The sequence below is a fragment of the Pseudomonas sp. AC355 genome, assembly GCF_979258205.1.
Window position 1 is genome coordinate 3,661,469 of record NZ_OZ409843.1, and the last position, 12,759, is coordinate 3,674,227.

The 12,759-nt window shown below is 64.8% G+C and carries 10 protein-coding genes and 1 riboswitch; of the genes, 4 read left to right on the plus strand and 6 right to left on the minus strand.

All coding sequences use genetic code 11. From position 1 onward, the window contains the following. Positions 1 to 269: 269 nt before the first annotated feature. The 6 genes from ACZ0AI_RS17260 to cbiE all read right to left on the minus strand — a co-directional run bounded on the left by ACZ0AI_RS17260 (position 270) and on the right by cbiE (position 7,651). Complete coding sequence (locus tag ACZ0AI_RS17260; RefSeq protein ID WP_463562922.1) at positions 270 to 1,226, minus strand: TAXI family TRAP transporter solute-binding subunit; 957 nt, start codon at positions 1,224 to 1,226, stop codon at positions 270 to 272. Between the two features lie 409 nt (positions 1,227 to 1,635). Continuing rightward, positions 1,636 to 2,979 carry a sigma-54-dependent transcriptional regulator gene (locus tag ACZ0AI_RS17265; protein WP_463562923.1) on the minus strand — a complete coding sequence of 448 codons (1,344 nt, stop codon included), beginning with the start codon at positions 2,977 to 2,979 and terminating at the stop codon, positions 1,636 to 1,638. A 40-nt stretch (positions 2,980 to 3,019) separates the two neighbouring features. Beyond that, entirely contained in the window at positions 3,020 to 4,765 is a 1,746-nt protein-coding gene (locus tag ACZ0AI_RS17270) for a sensor histidine kinase (RefSeq protein WP_463562924.1), read from the minus strand. A gap of 180 nt (positions 4,766 to 4,945) precedes the next feature. Further along, entirely contained in the window at positions 4,946 to 5,656 is a 711-nt protein-coding gene (locus ACZ0AI_RS17275; RefSeq protein ID WP_463562925.1) for a (2Fe-2S) ferredoxin domain-containing protein, read from the minus strand. 28 nt (positions 5,657 to 5,684) lie between these two features. Continuing rightward, a complete protein-coding gene (locus ACZ0AI_RS17280) occupies positions 5,685 to 6,449 on the minus strand; it encodes a cobalt-precorrin-6A reductase (RefSeq protein WP_463562926.1) in 765 nt (254 codons plus the stop codon). Further along, positions 6,446 to 7,651 carry a precorrin-6y C5,15-methyltransferase (decarboxylating) subunit CbiE gene (cbiE, locus tag ACZ0AI_RS17285; RefSeq protein WP_463562927.1) on the minus strand — a complete coding sequence of 402 codons (1,206 nt, stop codon included), beginning with the start codon at positions 7,649 to 7,651 and terminating at the stop codon, positions 6,446 to 6,448. Before cbiE ends, ACZ0AI_RS17280 begins: the two co-directional genes overlap by 4 nt. Positions 7,652 to 7,787: 136 nt before the next feature. Further along, a riboswitch (cobalamin riboswitch) is annotated at positions 7,788 to 7,993 on the plus strand. A 96-nt stretch (positions 7,994 to 8,089) separates the two neighbouring features. Here cbiE and cobG point away from each other — a divergent pair. The 4 genes from cobG to cobJ all read left to right on the plus strand — a co-directional run bounded on the left by cobG (position 8,090) and on the right by cobJ (position 12,668). Beyond that, on the plus strand, positions 8,090 to 9,445 hold the full coding sequence (gene cobG / locus ACZ0AI_RS17290) for a precorrin-3B synthase (RefSeq protein ID WP_463562928.1): 1,356 nt from the start codon (positions 8,090 to 8,092) through the stop codon (positions 9,443 to 9,445). Then, positions 9,442 to 10,074: a precorrin-8X methylmutase gene (locus ACZ0AI_RS17295; protein WP_463562929.1), complete on the plus strand. Its 633-nt coding sequence runs from the start codon at positions 9,442 to 9,444 to the stop codon at positions 10,072 to 10,074. Before cobG ends, ACZ0AI_RS17295 begins: the two co-directional genes overlap by 4 nt. Positions 10,075 to 10,082: 8 nt before the next feature. Then, entirely contained in the window at positions 10,083 to 10,835 is a 753-nt protein-coding gene (locus ACZ0AI_RS17300) for a precorrin-2 C(20)-methyltransferase (protein WP_463566271.1), read from the plus strand. A gap of 168 nt (positions 10,836 to 11,003) precedes the next feature. Then, positions 11,004 to 12,668 (plus strand): precorrin-3B C(17)-methyltransferase, encoded by a 1,665-nt coding sequence (gene cobJ, locus ACZ0AI_RS17305; protein ID WP_463562930.1) that lies wholly within the window; start codon positions 11,004 to 11,006, stop codon positions 12,666 to 12,668. Positions 12,669 to 12,759: the final 91 nt, after the last annotated feature.

Genomic DNA, 12,759 nt, shown 5'->3' on the forward strand with positions numbered 1-12,759 from the left:
CAAAGGGCGAAGAATCGGACGTTCACGCAATGACTCACCCGACGTGGGCGATGTCATCAGTGAGTTGAAAAAGATACCTGGCGGCGCTGTAGATTCGGACAAGCCGCGCGGGTTAGCGCGGCCCTACAGCAGCCTTGCACACGACACTGTCGTGGTGCGTCGCTTAAGCCAGGCAGTAGTCGGCGTTGCCCCAGGGATGTATTAGGGCGCGCCCATGAGCGCACAGAGTGTGTGCCGCTAACAGCGCGCCTAACCCACACTATGGATGACTACTTGAGTACACCTGCTTCTTTGTAGAAACGCTCAGCGCCCGAATGCAGTGGGATTGGCAGGCCATCGGTGGCGGTTTCCAGCTTGATGTCCTTGGCCGCGGAGTGGGAGTTGGCCAGACGAGGCAGGTTGTCGAACATCAGTTTGGTCATCTGGTAGGCCACCTCGTCGGAGACGCCGTCATGGCTGACCAGGATGTTGATAATCGCAGCGGTGGGTACATCCTGATCCTGGCCGTCATAGGTGCCGGCCGGAATCACGCGCGCCTGATAGGCACTGCTGCCAATCTTGCTGACCACATCCTCGGGGATCGCGACGAAGGTGATCGGCACCATTGAGGCCAAGTCGCGAATAGCCGCCATGCCCAGACCGGAGGATTGCAGGGTAGCGTCCAACTGGCGATTCTTGATCAGCTCGACCGACTCGGCGTAAGGCATGAACTCGACGCGGCCCATGTCCTTGTAGCTCAGGCCAGCCGCCTTGAAGATCGCCCGGGCATTGAGTTCGGTACCGGATTTCGGCGCGCCGACGGAAATACGCTTGCCCTTGAGATCCTCCAGGGTTTTGATCCCGGATTCCTTGCTGGCGACGATCTGAATGTAGTTCGGGTAGGTCGCGGCGATGGCGCGAATCTTGGTCAGCGGCGCTTTGAAGCCGGCTTCTTCAACACCTTTCCAGGCATCGTCCACCGAGTCGCCCAAGGCAAAGGCCAGCTCACCACGACCGGCCTGCAGCAGGTTGAGGTTCTCGACCGACGCCTTGGTGGCCTGTACGGAGGTTTTCGAGCCCTCAATACCGGTGCCATAAACCTGCGACAGCGCCACACCGATCGGGTAATAGACGCCGCTGGTACCGCCCGTCAAAACGTTGATGAAAGTAGGTGCCGCGAGCACCGCCGTGCTGGCAGTGATGGCCGCAGCGGCGGCAAAAAGGCTGAAACGCTTGGTCAGTCGCATGGGTGTTTCTCCGTGATTATTCTTGTCAGAGAGCCGGTTCGGGATCAGTGAGCAAAAGGGACGGAGAGCGCCGCGTGAACGGACAGCATGCAGTTGTAAACCGCGGTGCATGACGACTCTTGTCTTTCTTATGGTCACCGGATCAATCAATACCGGTTGCCCAGAGAACAATGCAGATGCCATGCCAGTGGCAACAAAGCCCGCGCCAGAGCGCTGAAGGGATTCAAGCGGGGACTAAACCAGCGGAAGCCTGCCGATTAGCCGAAAGAAAACGGCAAGATTCCGCTCAGACTGGCTCCTGGGTGTGGCTTCGCTCACCCCAGGCTACGTCTTGTGATCGAACCCATTCTGACGAAGTAGCTCGGGTTGAGCATAGCGATACCCGGGGCAGATTTATGCGCCTGCCCCCTCAGTCCTCGTCGCCGCTGCCAGCCGGGCGATAGGTGCTGCGCTGCAGACCGTGACGCTGCATCTTTTCATTGAGCGTACGGCGCGGCAGTTGCAGCAGCTCCATGGCCTGCAAGATGCTGCCCCGGCAACGCAGCAGGACGTTGTGCAGGCACTGCGCCTCGAACGCTTCCATCTGCTGGGCCAGGGATTGTTCGGCGTGTTCCTGACTGGAACCGCTCAGGCCCAGCGCATGACGCTCGGCAGCGTTGATCAGCTCGCGTACGTTGCCCGGCCATGAGTGGCCAAGCAGAGCGGCCAATTCGGCCGGCGTGAGGGGTTCCAGGCTGCGACCGTGGCGTTGCGCGGCCTCTTCGGCGAAGTGCTCGAAGAGCAAGCTGATATCTTCGCGACGCTCGCGCAACGGCGGTAGTTGCAGGGTGGCGAGATTGAGCCGATAGAGCAGGTCTTCGCGAAAGCGTCCGGCGCGAACCTCATCGAGCAGGTCGGGCTTCACCGCACTGATCACCCGCAGATCGACGCGAATGCTCTGGTTGGAGCCCAAGCGCTCCAGGGTCTTTTCCTGCAGCACGCGCAACAGTTTGACCTGCTGCGCCAGCGGCAGACTTTCCACTTCATCGAGAAACAGGGTACCGCCATCGGCATGTTCGATACGGCCGATGCGCTTGCTCTGGGCACCCGTGAAGGCGCCACTCTCGTGGCCGAACAACTCGCTCTCGAACAAGTGCTCGGGAATCGCCGCGCAGTTGAGCGCCACGAACGGCTTGCCAGCACGCTCGCTGAAGTCGTGCAGGCAGCGCGCAACGCGCTCCTTGCCAGAGCCCGTCTCGCCACGGATCAAGACGTTCACCGAGGTGCCGGCCAGCTCCAGAATCTGCCGCCGCAAGCGCTCCATGGAGCGTGACACGCCAAGCAGCTGTGCCGTTATTCCCTCCTTGAGCGCGAATTGCTGGTGCAGCCCGCGGTTCTCGCAGACCAGCCGGCGCTTTTCCAGGGCCCGCCGCACCGTATCGAGCAGCCGCTCCGGAGTGAAAGGCTTCTCGATGAAGTCATAGGCACCCTGCTTCATCGCCTGCACAGCCATCGGTACATCACCGTGCCCGGTGATCATGATCACCGGCAGGTCGCGGTCGCACTCGACCAACTTGGCCAACAATTGCAAGCCATCGGTGCCGGGCATGCGCACATCGCTGATCACCACGCCGGGAAAATCGATATCGATCAGCGCCAGCGCTTGCGCGGCATTCGAGCAGACCTGCACGCTGAAACCGGACAACTGCAGCCACTGCTGCGCCGCCTCGCGGATCGCTGCTTCATCATCGACGACGATTACCTGACCACTCATATCACCTCCTGGCTCGACGCCGCAGTGTAACGCCATCCGCTCATGCCTTTGGCAGGCGCAGGGTGAAGACGGCACCCGCAGCAACGTTACCGGCCTCCAGATCTCCGCCCAGATCACGAACGATTCCATAGGAAATCGCCAGGCCAAGGCCAAGCCCCTCACCCACCGGTTTGGTGGTGAAAAAGGGTTCGAACACATGACCCAGGTGTGCCTCGGCGATGCCGCCACCGCTGTCGCTAATACGCATCACGCACTGCTCACCCTGCACCTCGATCGACACACCCAGCTCCCGTATGGCGCTGTCGAGCATGGCATCCAGGGCGTTGTTGAGCAGATTGAGAATGACCTGCTCCAGGCGGATGGCATCCCCACAGACCCGCTCCTCGCTACGGATCTCGCAGCGCAGCTCGACCTGCTCGCTGCGCAGACGCGGCGCCAGCAACAGCAAGGCTTGCTCCAGCACATCACTGAGCAGCAGTCGCTCGTTCAGCCCGGCCGGGCTCTTGCGCGCGAAGGTTTTCAGGTGCCCGGTCAGGCTGGCCATGCGCTGCAGCAGGCCGTCGATGCGCACCAGGCCGTCGCGCACATCGCCCTCACGGCCGTTATCGAGCAACAAACCAAGGCTGCTCAGGTGCATCTGAATGGCTGTCAGCGGCTGGTTGATCTCGTGAGCCATGGCCGCCGACATTTGCCCCAGCGCGGCCATCTTCGCCGCGTGCACCAAACCCTCCTGGGCCTCGCGTAACTCGGCGGTGCGCAGGGTCACTTCGCGCTCGAGGTTCTCGCGGATGCTCGCCTGCAAACGCTGGTTCTTACGCCGTTGCAGCAGGAATAGGACGAAGAACACCAGGGTCAGCCATACACCCGCCGCCGCCAGGCGATAGCTGCGCGCCGTATCGCCAAGGCTGTCCTCGTCGATCAGCAGGTGCAGTGTCCAGGCTTCACTGCTCAGCTCAAGACGCTGCCACAGGTAATTGTGCCGCCCGTCCGGCCCATCGATGTTCATCCAGTCGGCACCTTTGCCGAGCGACTGTCCCTGTTGTTTGGGCAACGTGCGCAACGCACGCTCAGCATACTTGCGCACCTCCACCAGCTCGGCATGATCGAGCGCATCGAGCTCCTCAAGAGCCTGGAAACGCCAGGCCGGTCGGCTGCTCAGAATCACCACGCCATAGCTGTCGGCGACCAGCAGCACACCGGGCTGGCCGACCCACTCACGCTGCAGCTCTTCCAGTTCGAGCTTGACCACCAGTACGCCGATCACCGCACCGTTATCGTCATACACCGCGTGGGAGAGGAAGTAGCCGGGCACGCCGGTGGTCACACCAACCGCGAAATAGCGGCCAGATGTGTGGTGCAGGGCATCCTGAAAATACGGCCGGAAACTGTAATTGCTACCGACGAAACTGCTCCATTCGTTCCAGTTGCTGGCCGCCAGTGTGATGCCCTTGGGGTCGATCAGGTACAGCACGCTGGCGCCTGCAGCGGTATTGAGCAACTCGAAGCGGCGGTTGAGCTTGTCACGTAACAGCGGATCGTCCGGCGACTGCAGCAGCGCCTGGATATCACTGTCCATCGACAGCAGCTGCGGCACCGAGCGAAAGCGATCGACCAGGGTCTGAATCGATTGTGCATATAGCTGCAACTGGCCGTGGGCCTCGCTGCTGCGATCTTCCCAGGCCCGCTGTTCGGCGTAGCGGCTGGCCAGCCACAGGCTGACGGCCAGGCCGAAGATGACCAACAGCACGATGGCGACGATGCGATAACGCAGAAACAGGGTGGTCATGCACGACTCGAATTTTTATGATGCCGGCATGTTAGCCCGAAATGCGCGCGGGTCGCCTATGAGGATGCCGCGGCTTTTGTAGCCTGAGTTAGCCGAAGGCGTAACCCGGGACGACAGGCTCGGAATAATCGCCCGGCCCCGGGTATCGCTACGCTCAACCCAGGCTACGGGCGATACCGGTCACGGCCGCACCATCATCAGCTCGGGCACCGCACGGCCAGCGACCAGTTGCTCGTCGACCAGGCGCACCACGTCTTCCTCGCTACGCACCTGATACCAGTGACCCGGCGGATAGACCGTCAGCGTCGGGCCCTGATCGCAGGGGAACTGGCACTGGGTACGGGTGATATGCACACCGCCCTCGCACTCCAGCTTGCCGGCCGCCTTGACCTTCTCGCGCAGCATCTTCCACAGCGGCAGAGCGCCACGGCGAGTGCAGCGCGGACCGTTGCATAGCAGCACGCGGTACTGGTGAGCGGGAATCTTCGACCAGGCGTGACTGCCGGGCAGCGCTGGCACATCGACGCAGCCCAGATGCAGCTCCGGGCGCTCGAGCAGTACACAAGCGGCCCCGGCCGCGTCGGCATCGAGCTGGCCGAACAGGCTGGTGACAAAGACCCGTGCAGGATCGGTCAGGCTCGCCAGTTCGCTGCGCAGCCAGTCGACATGCTGGCTGCTGCTCTGCGCCTCCAGGTCGATCATCAGCAGCCTGCCGCTGCCCTCCTTCACGCGCTGCCAGAGGCCGTCATAACCGGCGCCGGTATCGACGATGTCGGCCAGCGCAGCCTCGCCACGCAGCTCGACCAGGCGGGCACGAAACAGCTCGGCAAAGGAGCCGTCGAGCAGATCCGAGCCGGCGAACAGCACCTGAGCGTAGGGCGTGGTAGTCATGGGTAGGCTCCGGGAAAAGGGCGGCAGTCTAACAGCGTCGTGACGGACAAGGTTTCGTAGCCTGAAACTCGACGCCATGGCTCAGCAGCGCCTGCCACAGCGCTTCGGGTTCGGCGAACTCGCGATCCACAGCGGGCAACGAGGGTCGCTGCAACACCAGCACCGGCACGCCACGCTCACGAGCGACCTGCAGCTTGTGCTCGGTGGCGGCGCTGCCACTGTTCTTGCTCACCAGCACATCGCAATCGAGCCGCTCGAACAGCGCGCGCTCATCGTCCAGGCTGAACGGCCCACGGGCGCCGATCACTTCGGCACGTGGCGTGGCAGGTTGGCTCTGCAGGCAGCGCACGGTCCAGTGCTGGTGGGCGGGAATCTCGTGCAGATGCTCCAGTGGCTCGCGGCCCAGGGTGAACAGCGGGCGCTGGAAATCGCTCAGTGCGGTGATCAGCGAGGGCCAGTCGAATACCTCACGCCAGTCATCGTCGGGTGATGAAACCCAGCCCGGGCGACGCAAGGCCCAGCAGGCAATACCAGCCAACTGGGCGGCATGGGCAGCGTTGCGGCTGATCTGCGCAGCATAGGGATGGGTGGCATCGACCAGCAGGTCGATGCCCTGCTTGTGGATAAAATCCGCCAGCCCCTCGACACCACCAAAGCCACCGACACGTACCTGGCAGGCCAGATCCTCCGGCACCTTGCCCAGCCCGGCCAGGCTATAGATATGTGCGGGGCCAAGGCGACGGGCAAGATTCAGCGCTTCGCCGATCCCGCCCAGTAGCAGGATGCGGCTCATAACGGCTTGCTGACCTGCAGCAGGGTGATCGGCAACGCGGCGCGCCAGGTGTCGAAACTGCCAAGCGGGCGCGCCTGGGCCACTTCGATACGGGTCAGCTCGCCGCCCTGGTCGCCACGAAAGGCGATCAACGCCGCCTCGCTCTGCAGGGTCACGGCGTTGGCCACCAACCGACCACCGGGCTTGAGCGCGCGCCAGCAACTTTCCAGCACGCCGGGCGCGGTCACCCCGCCACCGATGAAGATGGCGTCTGGCGCTGCCAGCCCGGCCAGCGCCTCGGGTGCCCGCCCGGCCACCAGTTGCAGGCTCGGCACGCCAAGGGCATCGCGGTTGTGGGCGATATGCCCCTGGCGTCCTTCATCAGCCTCGATGGCGATGGCGCGGCAGCTGGGGTGCGCGCGCAGCCACTCGATGCCGATGGAGCCGCAACCGGCACCGACATCCCAGAGCAGTTCGCCGGGCAGCGGCGCCAAGCGCGCCAGGGTGATGGCGCGCACATCGCGCTTGGTCAGTTGTCCGTCATGGCGATAGGCATCGTCCGGCAGGCCCGGCGTGAGCGGCAGGCGCATGGCGTCATCACTGGCCACGCAGTCGATCGCCACCAGATTCAGATCAGCAGATCGAGCCAGCGACCAGCCATCAGCCAGGCCATCGATACGCCGCTCACGCTCACCGCCCAGGTGTTCGAAGACGCTCAGCCGACTGGGGCCGAAGCCACGCTCGCGCAGCAATGCGGCAATGGCCGCCGGGCTCTCGCCATCGTTGCTCAGCACCAGCAGGCGTACGCTGGGATGAATCTGCGCATTGAGCGCTGCCAGCGGACGACCCACCAGCGAGACCAGAGGTGTGCTCTGCAGTGGCCAGCCCAGGCGAGCCGCCGCCAGCGAGCAGGAGGAAGGCGCCGGCAGAATATGCAGCTCCTCGCTCGTCAGCTCGCGGGCCAGGCTGGCACCGACACCGAAGAACATCGGGTCACCGCTGGCCAGCACGCAAACCGGCGTGCCGCGGCGCTCCAACACCGGCGCCAGGGAAAAGGGCTTGGGCCATTCCAGACGTGTGGCACGGATGCAATGCGGCAACAGCGCCAGCTGGCGCTCGCTGCCAAACACCTGTTCGGCCGCCAGCAATGCATGTCGCGCCGCCTTGCCGAGGCCGGGGTAGCCGTCTTCACCAATGCCCACGACGGTTAGCCAGCGTGTCATGCGTTTTTCCTCGTTATCAAAATCGCCCAGATCGTTCCTCACGCTCCGCGTGGGAATGCCGCCCAGGACGACGCTCCGCGTCCGATGCTGCACGCTATCGGACGACGCGGCTTTTCATCCTAGCGAACAAAGCGGGCATAATAGCGCCTCTGTCGGTGTCCGTCGGCTACGTGGTACGTAGGCGCGGGCCTAAGAGGGAACACGAGCAGATCGTTCTGCGGCGTGGCTGCCCCCGCAACTGTTGCAGCGAGCGCATGCGCCAATCGCCACTGGGAAACCGGGAAGGCCGGCCACGCGCCATGACCTGCGAGCCAGGAGACCTGCCGACGGATTCAGTCGCATGTGCCCACACCGGGCGGGGTGTCCCGGTGATAGAAGCTCCTCCTTCTCTGGCCTATCCTCGAACGGATGCCCATGTGACCCGACCCCGGTGATCCGTTGAAACAGGCTTTTTGCATTCCATCCCCTGCTGTTCGCCCCTCGGCCTGTCCGGGGTTGCTGCGTATCGTGCAGGCGAAGGATGGCGGCATCTGCCGGATCAAGCTGGCCTGCGGGCGCCTCGATGCCACCGGAGCCGAGCGCATAGCCCAGGCCGCACAACACCATGCAGGCGGCGTGATCGAAGCCACCAACCGCGCCAACCTGCAGATTCGCGGCATCCACGCCGGCAGTGAAGACGCATTGATCGGCGAGTTGCTGGCCGCCGGCCTCGGCCCGAATTCACCCTCTGCCGACGATGTGCGCAACCTGATGGTCAGCCCGGCGGCCGGCCTCGATCCGGCGGCGCTGGTCGACGTATCACCACTGGCCGCCCGCCTGCTGACGACGCTGGAGAACACCCCACGCCTGCACGCGCTGTCGGCCAAGTTCGCCCTGCTACTCGATGGCGGCGAACGCCTGGCCATGCTCGAACACCCTCACGATATCTGGCTCAGCGCCCTGCCGCTGGATGGCCAGATCGGCTATGCGTTCGGTCTCGCCGGTTGCCCGCCACAAGCGCCTGGCGATGTGCCCGCGCTGGCCGTGGTGCCCGAGGCCCATGCCGATGAGCTGCTGCTGGCGCTGCTCGACCTGTTTCTTGAACTGGCCACGCCCGAGCAGACACGCATGCGCCACCTGCTCGCCACTCACCCTGCTAGCGAACTGCTGCAGCGCCTGGGCGAGCGTCTGGGTGACGTGCTGCTGAGCGCGGATGAGTGGCGACGCCGCCCGGCCGAACCTCAAGCGCATATCGGCATCGGCGCACAGCGCCAGCCTGGCCGGGTATATGTCGGTGGCGTCCCTCCATTGGGCCGGCTCGACGCCGAACAGCTGCTCGGACTCGCCGCCTTGGCTCGACGTCTGGGCGATGGCAGCCTGCGCATGACCCCCTGGCAGAGCGTGTTGCTGCCCAATGTCGCCACAGCCGATGCGCAGGCAGCCCTCCAGGCGCTGGAGGGGCTCGGCTTGCTGGTCGATGCCGATGCGCCGCTAGCCCGCATCATCGCCTGTACCGGCTCAAGCGGCTGCGCCAAGGGCCTGGCCGATACCAAAGCCGATGGATGCCGCATGGCCGAGACGCTGAAGGCTGGCCGCCGCCTGGCCGGCCTCCACCTCAGCGGCTGCAGCCGTTCCTGCGCCGCCGCCCACCGTGCCCCCGTGACCCTGCTGGCGGTAGCCGAAGGCCGCTACGATCTGTTCGCCCGCCAGGCGGACAGCAACGATTTCGGCGCGCCACTGGCCCGCCACCTGACACTTGACGAGGCCAGCGAACTGCTGGCCTCGCTTCCCGATACCTGGAGTTTCACCCGATGACCGATTACATCCGCGATGGTCAGGAGATCTATCGCCATTCCTTCTCCATCATCCGCGCCGAGGCCGACCTGAGCGCCATTCCGGCGGATCTCGAGAAGCTCGCGGTGCGGGTCATCCACGCCTGCGGCATGGTCGATGTGGTGCAGGATCTACGCTTCTCCACGGGTGCCGGTGCGGCCGGTCGCCAGGCCCTGGCCAATGGCGCGGCGATTCTCTGCGATGCGCGCATGGTCGCCGAAGGGGTGACCCGTGCGCGCCTGCAAGCGGCCAACCCGGTGCTCTGCACCCTCAACGATGCTGGCGTGCCTGAGCTGGCCAAGAAGCTGGGCAACACCCGTTCGGCGGTGGCGCTGGAGCACTGGCGCGAGCATCTCGAAGGCTCGGTGGTGGTAATCGGCAACGCACCTACCGCGCTGTTCTATCTGCTCGACATGCTGGCTGCGGGCGCGCCCAAGCCAGCGCTGATTCTCGGCTTCCCGGTGGGCTTCGTGGGCGCGGCGGAGTCCAAGGATCTGCTCGCCAGCACCTTTGCCGAGCATGGCGTGCCCTACGTGATCGTCCAGGGCCGTCGGGGCGGTAGCGCCATGGCCGCCGCCGCGGTCAACGCCCTGGCCACGGAGGTCGAGTGATGAACGGTATGGACCGCCCCGGAAAAGGCCGCCTGCTGGGCCTGGGCGTCGGCCCGGGCGACCCCGAGCTGATCACCCTGAAGGCCCTGCGCCTGCTCAAGTCGTCACCCGTGGTCGGCTACTTCGTGGCCAAGGCCAAGGCCAATGTCGGCCAGGGCGGCAACGCCTTCGGCATCATCGAAGGCCACCTGGACGACAGCCAGCAGCGCCTGCCACTGGTGTATCCGGTAACCACCGAAAAACTCGAACCGCCACTGACTTACGAAGGCGTGATCAGCGACTTCTACGACACCTGTGCGGTGCAGATCGCCGAGCATCTGGATGCTGGTCGCGACGTGGCGGTGATCTGCGAAGGCGACCCGTTTTTCTACGGCTCCTACATGTACCTGCACGACCGCCTGGCCGAGCGCTACGAGGCCCAGGTGATCCCCGGCGTGTGCTCGATGCTCGGCAGCGCGGCGGTGCTCGGCGTGCCGCTGGTGTACCGCAATCAGAGCTTGTCGGTGCTCTCTGGCGTGCTGCCCGAAGACGAGCTGCGCGAGCGCCTGCGCGATGCAGAAGCCGCCGTGGTGATGAAACTGGGGCGCAACTTCGAGAAAGTGCGTCGCGTGCTGCAGGACCTTGGTTTGCACGACCGTGCTCACTACGTGGAACGGGCGACCATGGCCAACCAGCGCATCGTGCCGCTGGACGATGTCGAGCCCATGGCCTCGCCGTATTTTTCAATGATCGTGGTGCCCGGTGAGAAGTGGCGGGGTTGAACCGAAACAGCTGTCTCGCAGTAAGCACCTTTTCCGTAGGAGCCAGCTTGCTGGCGATATCGATGGCCAAATCGATAGTTGTGTTGCGGGTCGGATCGTTTCGCCGGCAAGCCAGCTCCTACATGACTCCAGCGAACTCGCCTGCCTGTTCCTGACAGTGGATAAACCATGACCTCTTCACCCGCCATCGTCATCCTCGGCCCCTCTGCGCTGGCCACTGCGCGGCGCATCCAGGCACTTTATCCACAGGCCGTCATCCATGGCCTGCGCGGGCGGGTCGAGGCTGATCAAGCCTATGACGACTTCGGCGACAACCTGCGTAGCCTGTACCGCAGCGGCACGCCGATCATCGCCTTGTGCGCCGCTGGTATCGTCATCCGTAGCCTGGCGCCGCTGCTTGCCAGTAAAGGTGCCGAGCCACCGGTGCTGGCCGTAGCCGAAGACGGCAGCGCCGTGGTGCCGCTGCTCGGCGGCCTGGGTGGCGTCAACCGCATGGCCAGGGAGATCGCCGCGACGCTGGAAACCAGCGCAGCCATCACCACAAGTGGCGAACTGCGCTTCGGCACCTGCTTGCTCGACCCGCCGAGCGGTTATGCCCTGGCCGACCTGGAGCAGGGCAAGCGCTTCGTCTCCGACCTGCTCGGCGGCGAAAGCCTGCGCATCGATGGCACCGCGCCGTGGCTGAACGAAGCCAGCCTGCCGCTGGCCGAGGATGCCGGCCGCACCGTGCGGATCACCACCGAGCAGCGCCCCGCGCAGACTGACGAACTGCTGATCCATCCACGCACACTGCTCGTTCTGGTCGACAAGGCAGATGACCTTGCAGCGGCCATCCGCCAGGCATTCGAAGACTCGCGCCTGGCGCCGAAATCCCTGGCCGCCCTGCTAGCCCCCCAGGCGCTGATGGGTGACAAGCGCCTGACCCAGGTCGCCAGCGACCTCGCCGTACCGCTGCGCTTCGTCCGTGCTGACGATGGACTGCCACCTCGGGTGCACCGCAGCGAAAACCTGCAGTTGCTGCAGGCCGACTCGCCCGAAGCGGCGCAAGGCATTGGCCGCCCCCGCGGTCGCCTGAGCGTGATCGGTCTGGGCCCCGGCGCCGCCGAACACATGACCCCCGCGGTACGCCGCGCGCTGGACGAAGCCGAAGACCTGCTCGGCTACGAAACCTACGTGAAAATGGCCGAGCCGCTGCGCCCGGAACAGGTGCGCCACTGCAGCGACAACCGTGAAGAGCTGCAACGCGCCCGCCATGCCTTCGAACTGGCCGCCAGTGGCCGCCGCGTGGTGGTGATTTCCTCCGGAGACCCCGGCGTTTTCGCCATGGCAGCGGCGGTGCTGGAGGCGTTGGAAGAAGCGGACGCACCCGCTGACTGGAACAGCGTCGAGCTGGAGATTCTGCCCGGCGTGTCCGCCGCCCTGGCCACCGCCGCCAAGGCCGGTGCGCCGCTGGGCCACGACTTCTGCCTGATCTCCCTGTCGGACAATCTCAAGCCCTGGGCGGTGATCGAAAACCGCCTCGACCATGCTGGTGCAACGGATCTGGCGATGGCCTTCTACAACCCGATTTCCAAAGCCCGCCCCTGGCAACTCGGCCGCGCCCTGGAAATCGTCCGCCAGCACCGCACGCCCGACACGGTGGTCGTGCTCGGCCGCGACATCGGCCGCCCCGCCGAAGCCCTGCGTGTACTGGGCCTTGGTGAACTGACGCCAGAGATGGTCGACATGCGCACCCTGGTGATCATCGGCTCCAGCCAGACCCGCCGCTTCCCCCGAGGCGATGGCGGTGAGTGGGTGTATACGCCGCGCAGTTATCCACAGCTGCAGCCGTAGTAACGCGCGGGGTTTACACCAGCTTTACATCGGCCTGACGTCACCTTGCACAGGCCTCCCGATAATCGATCCTGCCCAACCATCTGGTCGG

Coding starts and splice junctions, on each gene's coding strand:
- ACZ0AI_RS17260 (WP_463562922.1), bottom strand. CDS start 1,226: ATGCGACTGACCAAGCGTTTCAGCCTTTTTGCCGCCGCTGCGGCCATC.
- ACZ0AI_RS17265 (WP_463562923.1), bottom strand. CDS start 2,979: ATGAGTGGTCAGGTAATCGTCGTCGATGATGAAGCAGCGATCCGCGAG.
- ACZ0AI_RS17270 (WP_463562924.1), bottom strand. CDS start 4,765: ATGACCACCCTGTTTCTGCGTTATCGCATCGTCGCCATCGTGCTGTTG.
- ACZ0AI_RS17275 (WP_463562925.1), bottom strand. CDS start 5,656: ATGACTACCACGCCCTACGCTCAGGTGCTGTTCGCCGGCTCGGATCTG.
- ACZ0AI_RS17280 (WP_463562926.1), bottom strand. CDS start 6,449: ATGAGCCGCATCCTGCTACTGGGCGGGATCGGCGAAGCGCTGAATCTT.
- cbiE (WP_463562927.1), bottom strand. CDS start 7,651: ATGACACGCTGGCTAACCGTCGTGGGCATTGGTGAAGACGGCTACCCC.
- ACZ0AI_RS17295 (WP_463562929.1), top strand. CDS start 9,442: ATGACCGATTACATCCGCGATGGTCAGGAGATCTATCGCCATTCCTTC.
- ACZ0AI_RS17300 (WP_463566271.1), top strand. CDS start 10,083: ATGGACCGCCCCGGAAAAGGCCGCCTGCTGGGCCTGGGCGTCGGCCCG.
- cobJ (WP_463562930.1), top strand. CDS start 11,004: ATGACCTCTTCACCCGCCATCGTCATCCTCGGCCCCTCTGCGCTGGCC.